This is a genomic window from Geodermatophilus marinus, assembly GCF_003428645.1.
Lineage (GTDB): Bacteria > Actinomycetota > Actinomycetes > Mycobacteriales > Geodermatophilaceae > Geodermatophilus.
Genome location: NZ_QVQH01000006.1, coordinates 202971 through 218982 on the forward strand (window position 1 = coordinate 202971; position 16012 = coordinate 218982).

Annotated in this window: 11 protein-coding genes and 1 tRNA gene; 8 read left to right on the forward strand and 4 right to left on the reverse strand. The window is 75.8% G+C overall.

Annotation, left to right across the window (positions count from 1 at the left end; all coding sequences use genetic code 11):
- Positions 1 to 85: 85 nt before the first annotated feature.
- The 3 genes from D0Z06_RS09450 (at position 86) to D0Z06_RS09455 (ending at position 2018) form a co-directional block, all read left to right on the forward strand.
- A complete protein-coding gene (locus D0Z06_RS09450; protein WP_117377104.1) occupies positions 86 to 1693 on the forward strand; it encodes a BCCT family transporter in 1608 nt (535 codons plus the stop codon).
- Positions 1694 to 1776: 83 nt separating this feature from the next.
- A complete protein-coding gene (locus D0Z06_RS26720) occupies positions 1777 to 1908 on the forward strand; it encodes a hypothetical protein (RefSeq protein WP_255419341.1) in 132 nt (43 codons plus the stop codon).
- Between the two features lie 36 nt (positions 1909 to 1944).
- Positions 1945 to 2018: transfer RNA gene (locus D0Z06_RS09455), tRNA-Met, on the forward strand.
- A gap of 149 nt (positions 2019 to 2167) precedes the next feature.
- Here the strand turns inward: D0Z06_RS09455 and D0Z06_RS09460 are convergent.
- From D0Z06_RS09460 to D0Z06_RS09470, 3 genes are all read right to left on the reverse strand, one after another.
- Positions 2168 to 3304, reverse strand: a complete 1137-nt coding sequence (locus D0Z06_RS09460; protein WP_117377105.1) for a flavin-containing monooxygenase — start codon at positions 3302 to 3304, stop codon at positions 2168 to 2170.
- A gap of 56 nt (positions 3305 to 3360) precedes the next feature.
- Complete coding sequence (locus D0Z06_RS09465; RefSeq protein ID WP_117377106.1) at positions 3361 to 3834, reverse strand: DUF6010 family protein; 474 nt, start codon at positions 3832 to 3834, stop codon at positions 3361 to 3363.
- A 129-nt stretch (positions 3835 to 3963) separates the two neighbouring features.
- Positions 3964 to 6657: an ATP-binding protein gene (locus D0Z06_RS09470; RefSeq protein ID WP_117377107.1), complete on the reverse strand. Its 2694-nt coding sequence runs from the start codon at positions 6655 to 6657 to the stop codon at positions 3964 to 3966.
- Positions 6658 to 6785: 128 nt separating this feature from the next.
- Here D0Z06_RS09470 and D0Z06_RS09475 point away from each other — a divergent pair, with 128 nt between their 5' ends.
- From D0Z06_RS09475 to D0Z06_RS09495, 5 genes are all read left to right on the forward strand, one after another.
- Positions 6786 to 8282: an MFS transporter gene (locus tag D0Z06_RS09475; RefSeq protein WP_117377108.1), complete on the forward strand. Its 1497-nt coding sequence runs from the start codon at positions 6786 to 6788 to the stop codon at positions 8280 to 8282.
- A 102-nt stretch (positions 8283 to 8384) separates the two neighbouring features.
- Positions 8385 to 8618 carry a heavy-metal-associated domain-containing protein gene (locus tag D0Z06_RS09480; RefSeq protein WP_117377109.1) on the forward strand — a complete coding sequence of 78 codons (234 nt, stop codon included), beginning with the start codon at positions 8385 to 8387 and terminating at the stop codon, positions 8616 to 8618.
- A gap of 143 nt (positions 8619 to 8761) precedes the next feature.
- Entirely contained in the window at positions 8762 to 9136 is a 375-nt protein-coding gene (locus D0Z06_RS09485; RefSeq protein ID WP_117377110.1) for a GNAT family N-acetyltransferase, read from the forward strand.
- Between the two features lie 115 nt (positions 9137 to 9251).
- Positions 9252 to 12518 (forward strand): heavy metal translocating P-type ATPase, encoded by a 3267-nt coding sequence (locus D0Z06_RS09490; RefSeq protein ID WP_117377111.1) that lies wholly within the window; start codon positions 9252 to 9254, stop codon positions 12516 to 12518.
- 5 nt (positions 12519 to 12523) lie between these two features.
- A complete protein-coding gene (locus D0Z06_RS09495; protein WP_147332006.1) occupies positions 12524 to 13216 on the forward strand; it encodes a GNAT family N-acetyltransferase in 693 nt (230 codons plus the stop codon).
- Between the two features lie 55 nt (positions 13217 to 13271).
- On the opposite strand, the gene D0Z06_RS25740 is transcribed toward D0Z06_RS09495, so the two are convergent.
- The gene (locus D0Z06_RS25740) at positions 13272 to 15983 is read right to left on the reverse strand and encodes a helix-turn-helix transcriptional regulator (protein ID WP_199522226.1); all 2712 of its coding nucleotides are present in this window, start codon (positions 15981 to 15983) and stop codon (positions 13272 to 13274) included.
- Positions 15984 to 16012 lie beyond the last annotated feature (29 nt).

A 16012-nucleotide genomic window follows, 5' to 3' on the forward strand; every position in this document is an offset into this window, starting at 1 on the left:
TCCCCAGGCGCTCGGCGATCCGCGCCTGCGGTTCGTCGTCGCTCCGAGCCCGTAGCCCCTGTCCCCGATCACAGGAGTCGCCCTCGTGCGGAGAACCTCCGTCGTCTTCTGGTCCTCGCTGGCCGTCGTCCTGCCCGTCGTCCTGTGGGGTGCCCTGGCGCCCGGATCGCTGGGCTCGGCCGCCGAGGCCACCCGCGCCTTCGTCGTGGACCGCTTCGGCTGGTTCTACCTGCTCACCGCCACCGGTCTGCTGGTCGCGGTGATCGTCCTGGCCGCCTCCCGCTACGGGCGGGTCCGGCTCGGGGGCGACGACGAGCGGCCGCAGTACAGCACCGGCGCCTGGTTCGCGATGCTGTTCAGCGCCGGCATGGGCATCGGCCTGGTCTTCTGGGGCGTCGCCGAGCCGGTGTCGCACTACCTGGTGCCGCCGACCGCCACCCCGGAGACCACGGAGGCGGCCCGCGAGGCGCTGCGCTACTCCTTCTTCCACTGGGGTCTGCACCCGTGGGCGATCTACTCCGTGCTGGCGCTGGCTCTGGCCTACGCCCGGTACCGCCGCGGCTGGAAGGCGACGATCAGCGGGGCGCTGCGCCCGGTGCTCGGCGACCGGGCCGACGGCCCGGTCGGCATCGCCGTCGACACGATCGCCGTCGTCGCCACGGTCTTCGGGGTCGCGACCTCGCTGGGGCTGGGTGCCGCGCAGGTCAACGGCGGTCTCGCCGCGCTGAGCGACGGCATCGCCGTCGACGCCGGCGTCCAGCTGGCCATCATCGCCGTGGTCACCGTGCTGTTCCTCGTCTCGACCCTGTCGGGTCTGGACCGGGGGATCAAGTGGCTGTCCACGGTCAACGTCGTCCTGGCCATCGGGCTGCTGCTCTTCGTCATGTTCACCGGCCCGACCGGCCGGCTGGTCGGCGCCTACACGACCACGCTGGGCAGCTACCTGACCGAGCTGCCGACCATGAGCCTGCAGACCGGTCCGTTCGACCCGGAGCGATCCGAGTGGATCAACGGCTGGACGATCTTCTACTGGGCGTGGTGGATCTCCTGGTCGCCGTTCGTCGCCACCTTCATCGCGCGCATCTCCCGCGGCCGGACCATCCGCGAGTTCGTCATCGGCGTGCTCGGCGTGCCCACCCTGCTCAGCGGGCTGTGGTTCGCCGTCTTCGGCGGCGCCGGGGTCCTCGCCCAGCAGGGCGGTGCGGGCCTGGGTGACCAGGGCACCGAGTCGCAGCTGTTCGCGCTGCTGGACACGCTGCCGGGCGGGGTCGTCGCCGGCATCGGCGCGATGGTCCTCATCGTCACGTTCTTCGTCACCAGCGCCGACTCCGCGACCTTCGTGCTCGGCTCGCTGAGCACCAAGGAGGGCCGGGACCCGGCCCGGCCGGTGAGCATGGTCTGGGGCCTGCTCATCGCCGCCACGGCCGCCGTCCTGCTGGTCAGCGGCGGGCTGGAGGGCGTGCAGACCGCCTCCATCGTGGCGGCCGCACCGTTCGCCGTCGTCCTGCTGCTGACGCTGGTGGCGCTCGTGCGCGGGCTGCGCGAGGAGCACGTCCCGGCCCGCCCGGCGCCCCGCGGCCCGCTCGCGCAGCCAGCGGCGCCGGCCGTGGCGGATCGGGTGCCCGACGGCCACGGTGACGGCCACGGCGAGGCCGTGCCCAGCGGTGCGACGCGCGACGGGGCGGTCCGCTAGCCGGCAGCCGCCCGCCGTCCCGGCACCCCGGTCCTCGCCCGAGGACCGGGGAACCGCGGGCCCGGGGCACGAGGTGTCCTGCGGTGCCGGACCTGCTCACCCTGGTGCTGGGCGAGCCGGGCAACGTGCTGGCGCTCACCCGGGCGACCGATCGCGCCCGCACCGCGCTCGAGGAAGCGCTCGAGCTCGTCCGGGCGGGCCCCCGGGTCCCCTGAACCCGCCCCGTGCGCCGTGTATGGTGGGAACTGCGACGCGGGGTGGAGCAGCTCGGTAGCTCGCTGGGCTCATAACCCAGAGGTCGCAGGTTCGAATCCTGCCCCCGCTACGAAGGACGAGGGTCCCACAGTCACTGTGGGGCCCTCGTCGTGTGCGCATGCATGTCGAGCGGTTGATCGGGAGATCCCGGTCACAGGGGGCGCTGCGGCGTCCGGATGTCGGCGGGCTGCGACCGGCGCCAGGAACGTGACGGCGCCGTCACGCCGTTGTGATCGTCGCAGCTGCCCACGGATCGAGGCCCGGATCGTTCCGTTGCGAGCCTCGGAGCGCATCGGCGGCCAGCCGGGCGGCGAGCGCCTCGGCGTCGGCGCCGACGAAGCCGAGCAGCGCCGAACCGCGGCAGGTCTGCCAGGGCAGGCCGAGGAAGTACAGCCCGGGCACGTCGGTGACTCCGGCGGTGTGGCGGACCTGCCCCTCGACGATGACGCCGGGCACGTGCAGCCAGGAGTGGTCGGGGCGGTAGCCGGTGGCCCACACGACCGCGTCGACGTCGACGGTGCTGCCGTCGGCGAAGGTGGCGGTGCGACCGGCGAGGTCGGTCAGCCGCGGCCGGAAGTCGATCCCACGGCGCCGCAACCGGCGGCTGCGGGTGCCGATGACCAGGTCGCCGCGGGCGCGCAGCCGGCGGGCGATGCGGGTGTGTGCAGGCACGGTGAAGAAGCCGGACCTGGTGAGCCAGAAGAACAGGTCGCGGCCGGCGATGCGCTGCGGCAGCTCGGTCGGGCGGGTGCCGACCGCCACGGTGACCGGCTGGGTGGCGCCCAGCTCGGCGGCGATCTGCAGGCCTGAGTTGGCCGCACCGACCACCAGCACCCGGCCGGATCCGGGCAGCTGGGTCGGGTTGCGGTACGCGGAGCTGTGCAGCTGCGGGACACCCGGATCCAGCCGGTCGGCGAGGGCGGGGGTGTGGGGGGTCTGGAAGGGGCCGGTGGCGACGACGACCTGCCGGGCGCGGACCGTGCCGGTCGGGGTGGTGGCCGCGAAGAGCCCGTCCGGGTCGCGGTGCATCCGGACGACCGGGGTGTTCAGCCGGACCGGCAGGGCGAAGTGGGCGGCGTAGGCGGCGAGGTAGTCGGCGACCTCGTCCTTGCCGGGGTGGGTGTCGGCCGGGGCCGGGAAGGGCAGGCCGGGCAGCGAGTCGTACTGGGCCGGGCTGAACAGCCGCAGCGAGTCCCAGCGGCTGCGCCAGGAGGAGCCGATCTCCGGGCCGGCGTCGAGCAGCAGGAAGTCCGCGCCGCGAGTGGTGAGGTGGTGACCGAGGGCGAGGCCGGCCTGGCCGGCGCCGATGACGAGCACGTCGAGGGTCGGGTCGGCGGTGCGTGCGGGGATGGGCATGACGTCTCCTGACGGGGCGAGCAGAGAGCGGCGGAGCAGGACTGCGGCGCGGTGCGCTAGCCGAGGCCGACGGTGAGCAGCGCGGCGGCGAGGACGAGATCGGCGACCAGACAGGTCTCGGCGTACCAGCGGGGCACGACCCGGCCGAGGCGGTGGTGGACGACGTCCCAGGCCGCGTGGGCGAGCCACCCGGCGGCCAGCACGTAGCGGCCGGCGGCCGGGTCGACGGCGACCGCGGCCATCGCGATCGCCCCGAAGGTGAGCACCGCGGTGGTCTGCGCGGTCAGCAGCCGCCGGTTGGCCAGGTCGCCGCGGGTGGTGCCCCAGGTCAGGTAGATGACCGCGGCGAGCAGCACGCACCAGGCGCTGATCCAGGCCTGCGCGGACTCGGGCAGCCGTGCGACGAGCACGAGGCTGTTGAGAGCGGCGACGGCGCCGAGCGCGGCCGGCCAGCGTCGGGCCAGCGCGCCGCGCAGGCCACCCGCGCGCCGGGTCGGGGACTCCGTGGTCGCCGCAGTGGCGCTGGTCATGGGCGGGCTCCTTCGTCCGGGCTGGGTCTGCCTCGGACGCTAGGAGCGGGCCGGATGGCCTCACGCCGGGAAAACCACCAGGTCGACCCGCCGGATCCCCGCCCCCGGGCGCGGCCCGGCGACGGGCGCCTAGTCCAGCGGAAGGGCGGTGAGCTCGGCGCGGGAGGCCACCCCGAGCTTGCTGAACACGTTGCGCAGGTGGAAGTCGACGGTGCGGGGGGACACGAACAGCCGTGCGGCGACGTCCCGGTTGGACAGCCCCTGCCGGACCAGGGCGGCGACCTGCCGCTCCTGCGCGGTCAGGTCGGTGGCGGTGGTGACGTCGCGGCGGCGGGCGGTCTCGCCGGAGGCCCGCAGCTCGGTCGCCGCGCGCGTGGCCCAGCGGGCGGCGCCGAGGTCCTCGAACACCTCCAGGGCGTCGCGCAGGTGGGTACGGGCGTCGACCCGGCGGCGGGCGCGGCGCAGGTGCTCGCCGTAGCCGAGGTGGATGCGGGCGCGGTCGAAGCGGTGCCCACCGGCGTCGGCGTGCTTGATCGCCTGGTGGAACTCCGCTTCGGCGTCGGCGCCGTCGGCCAGCAGCGCGCGGCCGTACGCGGCGACTGCCCGGGCCCAGTCGGCGTCGACCGCGGTGCCGAACTCCTCGAGCTCGTCGGCCCAGGTGCGGGCCAGCTCGGGCCGGTCGGCGCGCACGGCGGCCTCCAGCCGGTCGACGGCGGCCAGCCGCCGGACGATCGCGGTGCTGGCCTGCTCCAGTTGGTGCAGCGCGGATGCGGGGGTGTCCGCGGTCAGGGCACGTGCCCAGCGGGCGAGGTCGTCGACGAGCGGACCGGTCACCCCCGCACCGGGCTGGCGGTCCAGCGCCTCGAGGTGGGCGGCGAGGTCCTCGCGCTGGTCGCGGAGGGCGGCGAGCAGCGCCAGCCAGCCGTGCGGGAACCGGGTCAGTGCCGGCTGGCCGCTGCTGGTGGCCAGGTCGAGTGCCTCGGCGGCGCCGGCGGTGGCGGCGCGCCAGTCGCCGGTGGCCATCTCGGCGAAGGCCCGCCGGGTGAGCGCGTAGACGATGAGGACCAGCGCGCCGGAGGAGCGGGCGTCGGCGAGCAGCCGCGCGTGGTGGGTGAGCACCATGCCGGTGTCGCCGAACTGGAAGGCGGCGACGCCGAGGTTGGACCGCAGGTCGGTGTCGTCGCCCGGGTCGAACTCGAGCGCGGGGTGGAACTGCGCGGCGGCCTCGCTCAGCCGCCCGTGCCGCAGGTGCACGAACCCCGACAGCAGCCGGGCGTAACAGCGGGCGCGGTCGTCCTCCGCGGCCGACGGGTCGCCGAGGCCGGCGATGTGCTCGCTCATGTCCTCCGCACCCTCGTCGGCCACCGAGCTGACCGCGGCGGCCAGCATGGTCATCGCCCGGGCCCGGTCGACGTCGACAGCGGCGACCTCGGCAGCGGCCTGCAGCAGGATCCGGTGCCCGACCAGCGGCGACCCGACGTTCCACTCCACCCGGGCGCGCAGCCGGTCGAGGTCGGCGCGCAGCAGCGGATCGGTGGCCAGCGCACGCGCCGCGTCGGCCAGCGAGCGGGCGCGACTCGGCTGGGCGGCCAGCCAGGCCGCGTAGGCCGCCGCGGCCAGCCGGCGAGATCGCGCCGCCGGGTCCACGGTGAGCTCCGCGGCGCGCGCCCACGCGGAGGACGCCGCCTCGTGCCCGCCCCGGCCCGTGGCCCGCTCGGCCACGCCGTCCAGCGCGGCGACGACCTGCTCGTCGGGCCGGTCGGCGGCGGCGCTCAGGTGCCAGGCGCGCCGGTCGGGGTCGGTGCCGAGTGCGTCGGCCAGCGCGCGGTGCGCCGCGCGGCGCTGCGCACTGGTGGCCGCCCGGTAGACCGCGGAGCGCACCAGCGGGTGGTACAGGTCGACGGCGTCGCCGTCCACGTGCAGCAGCCCGGCCCGCTCCACGGCGTCGAGCGCCTCCTCGCCGACGCCGAGGCGCTCGGCGGCATCCCGCACCACGGTGAGCCGGCCGGTGTCGTCGGCCGCGGCCAGGAGCAGGAACCGCTGAGCGAACTCGTCCAGCCGCCGGAAGCGGTCCAGGAAGGCCCGCTCGACCCCGCCGGTCAACGGCAGCTGCGCGGGCAGCGGCGCCCGGCCGGCCAGCTGGTCGCCGGTCAGCGCCCCGGCGAGCTCACCGAGCGCGAGCGGGTTGCCACCGGTCGCCCGCACCAGCCGGTCGCGCACCGCCGGGTCGATCGCCGCGCCGGCGCGCGCCGACAGCAGCGCGTCGGCGTCCGCGCCGGCTACGCCACCGAGGACGACGGTGCGCAGGTCGGGTGCGTCGAAGCGGCGGACATCGCCGTCACGGGAGGCGAACAGCAACGCGACGCGCTCGGCCTGCAGCCGGCGGGCGACGAACAGCAGCGCGGCCGCGGAGGCCTCGTCGAGCCAGTGGGCGTCGTCGACGACGGCGAGGACCGGGGCCTCCTCGGCGGCGTCGGCGAGCAGGCTCAGCGTCCCGAGGAAGGCCAGGAACCGGTCGCCCTCACCCTCGGCTTCACCCAGCGCGGCGCGCAGCGCGGCCCGCTGCGGTCCGGGCAGGACGTCGAGGCGGGCGCGCAGCGGCCAGAGCAGCCGCTGCAGCGCGGCGAACGCCAGCGGGGACTCGGACTCCACGCCCGACGTGCGCAGCACCGTAGCGTCCGCGCGGGCGACGGCGTCGGTCAGCAGCGTCGACTTGCCCGCTCCCGCCACGCCGCGGACGACCAGGGCGCCGCCGCTCCCCGTGCGCGCGGCGTCGAGCAGGGCGGCGATCGCCGCGCGTTCGGGGTCCCGTCCGGCCAGCACGAGCGGAACCGTACCGACCGCAGCGGACGGTGCCGGTGATCGTGAACCTGGTGGTTTTCCCGGCGTGAGCGATCTCGGCGGCGTCGAGCGTGGCAGCCAGTCCCGCGTTCCCACCTCGAGGAGGAGCCATGTCGGCCCACCCCGCCGCCGAACCAGCGGCCCCCGCCCACGGTCACCCGTCCCACCACGCGCCGGGCCGCCCCACGCCGGCCGCGGACGAGCTGCGCCGGCCGTGGACGGTGTTCGCGTTGATGATCGCCGCCCAGTTCATGGTCATCCTGGACGTGTCGGTGGTGAACGTCGCCCTGCCGTCGATCAGCGAGGACCTGCGGCTGTCCGCCGGGGACTACCAGTGGGCGATCAGCGCCTACGTGCTGCTGTCCGGTGGACTGCTGCTGCTCGGCGGCCGGGTCGCCGACCTGCTCAACCGGCGTCGTGCCTTCCTCGCCGGCATCGGCCTGTTCACCGCCGCCTCGCTGGTCAGCGGACTGGCGCAGACCCCGGCCATGCTGATCCTGGCCCGGGCCACGCAGGGCGCCGGCGCCGCGCTGCTCACCCCGGCCGCGCTGTCGATCATCATGACCGCCTACGCCGGCAGGCAGCGGCAGACCGCGCTCGCCGTCTGGGGCACCGTGGGCAGCCTCGGCATCGCCGCCGGGGTGCTGTTCGGCGGGGCGCTGACCAGCGCGCTGGGCTGGCGCGCGGTGTTCTTCATCAACGTGCCGATCGGCGTCGCCGTGGTGCTCGGCACCCTGCGGGCCGTGGCCCGCGGCAGCTCCCGGCGCGGCGCGCTGCGCCGGCTGGACGTGCCCGGCGCGCTGACGCTGGTGGCGGGGCTGCTGGCGCTGGTGTTCGGCATCGAGGCCACCCGCTCGGCCGGCTGGACCGCGCCGCGCACCTGGGTCGCGCTGGCCGCCGCGGCGGTGCTGCTGGCCGCGTTCGCCCGGCTGGAGCGGCGCGCCGCCGACCCCCTCGTGCCGCCGTCCACCTGGCGGATCCGGTCGCTGGTCTCGGCCTCGGCGGTGATGGCCGGTGTCACCGGCGTCGTGGTCGGCGCGATCTTCCTGACGTCGCTGTACCTGCAGGCCATCGTGGGGTCCTCACCGGTCGTGGCCGGGTTGCAGTTCCTGCCGCTGGCCGCCGCCATCACGCTGAGCGCCGCCGCGGCGTCGAAGGTGATCGGCCACGCCGGAGCCCGCTCCCTGATCCTCGGTGGGCTGGTGGTCCTGGCCGGCGGGGTGCTGCTGCTCGCGGCGAACGCCGGTGGCACGTCCTACGCCGCGGATGTCCTGCCCGGCTTCCTGCTCGTCGGCGCCGGGGTGGGCCCGATGTTCGTGGCGATCGCCGTCGCCGCGATGAGCGACGTGCCCGCCGAGCGCTCCGGGCTGGCGTCGGGGCTGATGATGACCGGCCACGAGGTCGGCGCCGCCCTCGGCGTCGCCGCGCTCACCGCGATCGCCGGCGACCTGGCCACCTCCGCCGGCCTCGTCGACGGCTACGGCCGCGCCTTCACCGTCACCGCCGCCGTCTTGGCCGCCCTGTTCCTCCTCACGGCCCTCACCGTTCCCGGCGGCAAGCCCACCGGCACCCCCGTCCGCGGCGGGCACGGCGGCCACGGGCACTGACCTGATCTCCCGGCGGGATCCCGGCGATTCCCCCGGTGAGACGGACACCCCTCCGCGCCGACTCTCATCCCCGACCGCACCACCAGCCTTCGAGGAGTTCCCATGCTGTCCGGCACGCCCCGCACCTTCATCGGTTCGACCACCTTCACCGTCACCGGCATGACCTGCGCGCACTGCCAGCGCGCGGTCACCGCGGAGATCGCCGCCGTCGACGGCGTCGACACCGTCACCGTCGACCTGCCCAGCGGCACCGTCACTGTCACCGCCGACCGCCCCGTCGACCGCGCCGACATCGCCGCCGCCGTCGACGAGGCCGGCTACGCCCTCGTGCCGTAGCCCGGCGACCTCCGTTGCCCGGGTCGTCCACCAGCGCCCCGTCCCGGGACGACCCGGGCAACGCCCCCGCACCCGGCCTCCACCACCGCCCGCCAGGAGCCCGCCATGACCGTCGCCGCCCCGCACCCCCCGACCCGCTCGCCGTGCACGCGCCCGACGCGCGGTGGCACGGGCTGCTCGAGCGGCCCGAGGTGGTCGTGCTGCTCGCCGAACGGGACGGCGCGGCCGTCGGCTACGTCTCCGCGATCCGGCAACTGCACCTGTGGACCGGCGGCGACGTGCTCGACCTCGACGACCTCAACGTCCGGCCCGGGCACCGCGACGCCGGCGTCGGCCGGCGGTTGACGACCGCTCTCGCTCGCCTCGCCGCACCCGAGCAGCTGCTCATCCGGTGGGGCACGGAGGTCGACGACCTCGACGCCCAGAGGTCCTACCGCCGCCTCGGCGCCACCCTGCGGCCCAAGGTCCTCGCCGCGTGGCCGCCCGCCGCCTACGCCGACCTGGCCGCCGACGGCTGACCGGACACCGGGCATGCGCCGGCCGGTGGACCTGGCGATTTCCCCGGTCCGAGCCCGCCTCCCACCGCGAACGATCCAGCCGTAGCCCGAACCGCCCGCCCACCAGGAGACCGCGATGACGACCACCGCACCGGCCGGCGCCCCCGCCGCGGCAGCCGAGCCCGCCAGCTGCACCCTCGACATCGGCGGCATGACCTGCGCCTCCTGCGTGGGCCGGGTGGAGAAGGCCCTCCGCCGGGTCGACGGCGTGGCCGGCGCAGAGGTCAACCTGGCCACCGAGGTCGCCACCGTCCGCTTCGATGCGGCCCAGGTGAGCCCGGAGGAGCTGACCGCCGCGGTGGCCCGGGCCGGCTACACCGCGACCCCGCGGCGTGAGGTCCAGCCCACCGGCGAGCGCCCCGGCAGCGGCGCCGACGCGCCCGGCCAGGAGCGGGACGGCGAGGCGGACCTGACCGCGCTCAAGCGGAAGTGGCAGATCACCCTGGCCACCGGCCTCGGCCTGATGGGCCTGATGTACGTGCCGCTGTACCTGGACACGATGGACTGGTTGATGCCGGCCATCCTGGTCGTCGCCACCGTCGTCCAGTTCTGGGCCGGGCGCGACGTCTACCGCGCCGCCTGGGCCGCCGCGAAGCACCGGTCGACCAACATGAACACGCTGGTGGCGCTGGGCACCGGCGTCGCCTACGCCTACAGCGCCTTCGTCACCCTGTGGCCGGCCGCCGCCGAGCGCTGGGGGCTGCCGCTGCACGTCTACTTCGAGACCTCCCTGGTCATCCTCGCCCTCGTCCTCGCCGGGCGGTGGATGGAGGCCAAGGCCAAGAAGCAGACCGCCGCGGCGATCACCGCCCTGGTCGGCCTCGCCCCGAAGACCGCCCGGGTGCTGCGCGACGGCGCCGAGGTCGACGTGCCGGTCGAGCAGGTCGTCGTCGGTGACCTGGTCCGGGTGCGGCCCGGGGAGAAGCTGCCGGTCGACGGCGTCGTCACCGACGGCGCCACCGCCGTGGACGAGAGCATGCTCACCGGCGAGAGCCTGCCGGTGGACAAGACCGTCGGGGACACCGTCATCGGCGCCACGATCAACCGCACCGGCACCGTGGTGCTGCGGGCCACCGCGGTCGGCGCGGACACCGCACTCGCGCAGATCGTCCGCCTGGTCGAGGACGCGCAGGGCGCGAAGGTGCCGATGCAGCGGCTCGCCGACCGGGTCTCGGCCTGGTTCGTGCCCATCGTCCTCGCCCTGGCCGCGGCCACCTTCGCCGCCTGGGCGCTGCTCGGCCCCGACGCGGGCTCGATGACCATGGCGATCACCACCACCATCGCGGTGCTGATCATCGCCTGCCCCTGCGCGCTCGGGCTGGCGACCCCGACCGCGGTCATGGTCGGCACCGGCCGCGCCGCCGAGCTCGGCATCCTCATCGGCAACGGCGATGCGCTCGAGACCGCCCGCCGGGTCACCGCGGTCGTGCTGGACAAGACCGGCACCCTCACCCGCGGCAAGCCGGCCCTGACCGGGATCAGCACCACCGGCGGCTGGGACGAGGACGACGTCCTCGCGCTGGTGGCGGCCGCGGAGACCGGCAGCGAGCACCCCGTCGCCGAGGCGTTCGTGGCCGGCGCAGCCGCGCGCTTCCTCGACCTGCCGCCGCTGCGCTCCTTCGACGCCGTGCCCGGCCACGGCATCGACGCCGTCGCCGGCGACCGGCACGTGCTGGTCGGGAACGCCGCCTTGATGACCGCCCGCGGCGTCGACGTCACCGCGCTGCACGCCGCGGCCGACGCCGACGCCGCGGCCGGCCGCACCCCGATGTACGTCGCCGTCGACGGGGACGCGGCCGCGGTGCTGTCGGTCGCCGACACGGTCAAGCCCGAGTCCGCCGAGGCCGTCGCCCAGCTGCGGGCCCTCGGCCTGCAGGTGTGGATGCTCACCGGCGACAACGCCGCCACCGCCACGGCGATCGCCGACCAGGTCGGCATCGAGCACGTGCTCGCCGAGGTGCTGCCCGCCGACAAGGCGGCGCAGGTCCGCCGCCTGCAGGAGCAGGGGCACGTCGTCGCCATGGCCGGGGACGGCATCAACGACGCCGCCGCCCTCAGTGCGGCCGATGTGGGCATCGCCATCGGCACGGGCGCCGACGTCGCCATCGCCGCCTCCGACATCACCCTCGTCGGCGGCGACCTGCGCGGCATCGTCTCGGCGATCGCGCTGTCCCGCCGCACCGTGACCACCATGAAGCAGGGCCTGGGCTGGGCGTTCGGCTACAACCTGCTGCTCATCCCGGTCGCCGCCGGCGCCCTGTACTGGTGGGACGGGCTGCTGCTGGACCCGGTGCTGGCGTCCGCGGCGATGGCGATGAGCTCGGTCAGCGTCGTCACCAACGCGCTGCGGCTGCGCCGCTTCCACCGCCCCGCCACGGCCGCCGAGATCCTGCACCCGCCGCTGCGCGCACGGATCGGCCAGTACGCCTACCTCACCGGCGTGGCGGTGCTCGCGCTGAGCCTCGGGGCCGGCCTGACCGCGGTCAGCCGGATGGAGTTCGCCGAGCGCGGGATGAACGGCCAACTGGCCTGGATGCAGGGCACCGGCATGCCCGTGCGGCCGGCGATGAGCGAGATGATGACCGCCGAGGTCCCACCGACGGACGCCGCCGACGCCGGCGTCGACGTCCGCCTCGACCTGCCCGCCGACCTGCGACCCGGGCAGCCGACCCGGCTGGTCGCCACCGTCGTGGACAGCGAGACCGGGGAACCGGTCGAGGACCTCACCCGCAGCCACGAGGCGTGGATGCACCTGATCGCCACGCGGGAGGATCTCGGTACGTTCGCGCACATCCACCCCCAGCCGACCGGCGCACCCGGGCAACTGGCCGTGGAGGTCACCTTCCCGACCGCCGGCCGCTACATCGTCAACACCGAGTTCCGCAGGCAGGGCGAGATGGGCGACGTCCACCGGCGTCAGGTGATCACGGTGGGCGGCACCGCGCCGGAACCGGTCGTCCTGGCGGCCGGGCCGCGCAGCGTGGAGGTCGACGGGATCCGCGTCGAGCTCGAGGGCGACGCGACGGCCGGCGGCCGCAGCGACCTGGACCTCACCTTCACCGACGACGCCACCGGCCGGCCGGTCGACGACCTGCAGCCCTACCTCGCCGCCGCCGGACACGTCGTGGTCATGCGGGCGGACGGGCAGACCTTCGCCCACGAGCACGCCGAGGTCGAGGACGCGTCCGGCCGCCCGGTGTTCGCCCTGCCGGGCCAGACGTTCGGCCCGGAGCTCGACGTGCACGCCGAGTTCCCGACCGCCGGCACCTACCAGCTGTGGGGCCAGTTCCGTCTCGCCGACGGACAGGTGCTCACCGTTCCCTTCACCGTGGAGGCGCAGTGACCGCGATGGCGACCCGCGTCCGGCCGGCGACACGCGCCGACGCCGAGGAGGTGGGGGAGGTGCTCGCCGAGGCCTTCGAGGACCACCCGTGGATCCGCTGGGCCTTCGGGGAGCGCCCGAGCCGGGACCGGCTGGCCGCTCTCTACCGGCTGGATGCGGGAGTCGCCGGTGCGGAGCGACGGGCCACCTGGGTCGCCGAGCAGGACGGTGCCGTGGTCGCCGCGGCCTGCTGGACCCGGCCGGACGCTCCCGAGTTGTCGCCCGCGACCGAGGAGCTCCTGTCCACGCAGGTCCCGCGGTTGATCGGTGACCGGGCCGAGCGCCTGGCGGAGGCCGACGACTGCGTCGCGCGACTGCTGCCGGCCGAGCGGCACTGGTTCCTCGGGTGCGTGGGAACCCGGCCCCGGTGGCGGGGGCGTGGCCTCGCCACCTCGCTGGTCGCGGCCGGGCTGGCCGACGTGGACGCCCAGGGCGCCATCGCCGTCCTGGAGACCTCGTCGGCGGCCAACGTCCGGCTCTACGAGCGCCTCGGCTTCGTCGTCCGGGCCGAGCTCGACCCACCCGGTGGTGCACCGCACGTGTGGCTCATGGAGCGGCCTGCCGCCGGAGGACGGGGGGAGACGGCGGAAGCCCAGGTCGAACGTCGCGCCGTCGACGGTGCCGCCGGCCAGGTGCGTGCGCTGGAGCAGCGTCGGTGACGGGGAAACGAGTCCGCCGTAGCCCGCCGCCGCAGCTAACTAAACGGCATTGCGGCTAGACCTCGAGCGGCAGAGCGGTGAGCTCGGCGCGGGAGGTGACGCCGAGCTTGGCGAAGACGTTGCGCAGGTGGAACTCGACGGTGCGGGGGCTGAGGAACATCTGCGCGGCGACGTCCCGGGTCGTCAGCCCCCGCCGGACGAGCGCGGTGACCTGGCGTTCCTGGGGGCTCAGATCTGTGGCGGTGGACACGTCGCGGCGGCGGGCGGTCTCGCCGGACGCGCGCAGCTCGGCCGCGGCGCGGTCGGCATGGGGCGCAGCGCCCAACTCGTCGAAGAGGGCCACGGCGGCGCGCAGGTGCTCGCGGGCGTCGATCCGGCGCCGCGCGCGGCGCAGGTGCTCGCCGAGGGCCAGTTCGGTGCGGGCCCGATCCGGCAGGCGCAGCGCGTCGGCGTGCGCGGCCAGGGCGCGCCGGAAGTGCTCGACGGCGGCGGGGCCCTCGGCGAGCAGGGCGCGACCGTGCTCGACGACGGCGTCCGCGGCCGGCGCGCCGGTACCGGCGGCGAAGGTCGCCAGCTCCTCCAGCCACGCGCGGGCAAGGTCGTCCCGGCCGGCCCGGACGGCGATCTCCAGCCGGTCGATCGCCGCGAGCCGGCGCACTCCGGGCTCGCTGATCTGCTCCAGGTGATGCAGGGCAGCCGCCGGCTGTCGGGCGGCCTGCACTCCTCGCGCCCAGCGCAGGAGGTCGACGACCACGATGTCGGTGACCCCGTTCGGATGCGCCTGCCGGATGGTGGCCGCGTCGGCGAGGTGACGCTCGGCCGCCTGCTGGTCGCCACGCTGGGCCGCCAGCAGGGCGAGTTGCGCGGTCGGCAGCGCCGTCATCCCTGGACGTCCGGTGCTTGCCGCGAGCGACCTCGCCTCGGCCGCGGCACTGAGCGCGGGTGCCCAGGCGCCCACGGCGATCTGGAACTGGACACCGCGGGTCAGCGCGTGCTCGACCTCGTCCAGCGCTCCGGCGCGGCGCGCGGCTGTCAGCAGTTGCTCGTGCAACCGCAGCCCGCGCTCGTCGTCGCCGATGACCAGCGCTGCGATGCCCAGGTTGCGCTGCAGGTGATCGCGGACGAACTCGGCCTCGGTCAGCGCGAACGCCTCCTGGATCGCGCCGGCGGCTGTGCTCCAGTCCCGGCGTGCGGCGGCGAGGAACCCGCGGAGCAGGGCCTCGGCGGCTCGCGTTCGGGGCGGGGCGTCCGGCGCCGGTGCGGGCACCAGTGCCCCCGGGTCGACCCCGCGCGGCGAGCGGGCGCCGAACACGGCCAGCGCCGCGGCGACCACCGCCAGCTGTCCCGCCAGCGCGGGGTCGACGTCGGCGGCGACCTGCGCGGCCTGCAGAGCGAGGTCGAAGCCGTCGTCGAGTGATCCGGTGTTCCACTCGATCTGGGCCTGCAGGGCCAGCAGCTGCGCGCGTAGCAGCGGTTCGGTCACCTCGGCCGCCGCGGATGTCGCCAGTGCCGCCGCCCGGGAGGGGTGCGCACCGGCCCACGCCGCGGAGGCGGCCCGGTACAGCCGTCGTCCCCGGGCTTCGGTGCCGGTCGTGAGTTCAGCGGCGCGGGCCCACGCCGCGGAGGCCGCCTCGTGACCGCCGCGGCCGGCGGCGCGCTCGGCGACGGCGTCGAGCGCCGTGACGACCGCCTCGTCGGGGCGGTCGGCGGCGGCCGCCAGGTGCCACGCGCGCCGGTCCTGGTCGGCGGCGAGGACGTCGGCCAGCGCGCGGTGCGCTGCGCGTCGCTGCGCGCTGGTCGCCGCGCGGTAGACCGCGGAGCGCACCAGCGGGTGGTGGAGCGAGAGCGTCGTCCCCTCGACGCGGAGCAGCCCGGCCCGCTCGACCTCGTCGAGGGCGTCGCCGGCATCGAGACGGTTGGCGGCGTCGCCGACGACGGGCAACCGGGCGGTGTCGTCGGCCGCGGCCACCAGCAGGAACCGCTGAGCCGCCTCGGTGAGCCGGCGGTAGCGGTCCAGGAACGCCCGCTCGACACCGCCGGTCAGCGGTAGCTGCGCCGGCAGCGGCGCCTGCCCGGCCAGCTCGTCGTCGGTCAGGACGGCGGCCAGCTCGACCAGCGCCAGCGGGTTGCCGCCGGTACCGGTGACCAGCTGGTCGCGCACCGCCGGGTCGATCCCCCTCCCGGCGCGGGCGGCCAGCAGCACGTCCGCGGTCTCGCCGGTGACGCCGCCGAGGACGATGGTGGGCAGATCCCCGGCGTCGAAGTCGCGGACATCGCCGTCGCGGGCGGCGAACAGCAGGGCCACGCGTTCGGCCTGCAACCGGCGGGCGGTGAACAGCAGCGCGGCCGCCGATGCGTCGTCCAGCCAGTGCGCGTCGTCGACGACCGCGAGCACCGGGAACTCCTCGGCGGCGTCGGCGAGCAGGCTCAGCGTGCCGAGGTAGGCCCGGAACCGGTCGCCGTCCCCCTCGGCCTCGCCCAGCGCGGCCCGCAGGGCGGTCCGCTGCGGCGCCGGCAGGGCCGGCAGACGGGCGTGCAGCGGCCAGAGCAGCCGCTGGAGGGCGGCGAACGCCAGCGGGGACTCCGACTCCACCCCCTGCGTGCGCAGCACGGTCATGTGCGCTGCGGAGGTCACGGCGCCGGCCAGCAGCGTCGACTTGCCGGATCCGGCCACGCCGCGGATCACCAGCGCCCCGCCTCGCGAGGAGCCGGCGGCGTCGAGCAGGGCCGTGATCGCTGCGCGTTCGGCCTCGCGACCGGCCAGCACGGCGCCGAACCTACCGGCTGCCGGCGGCC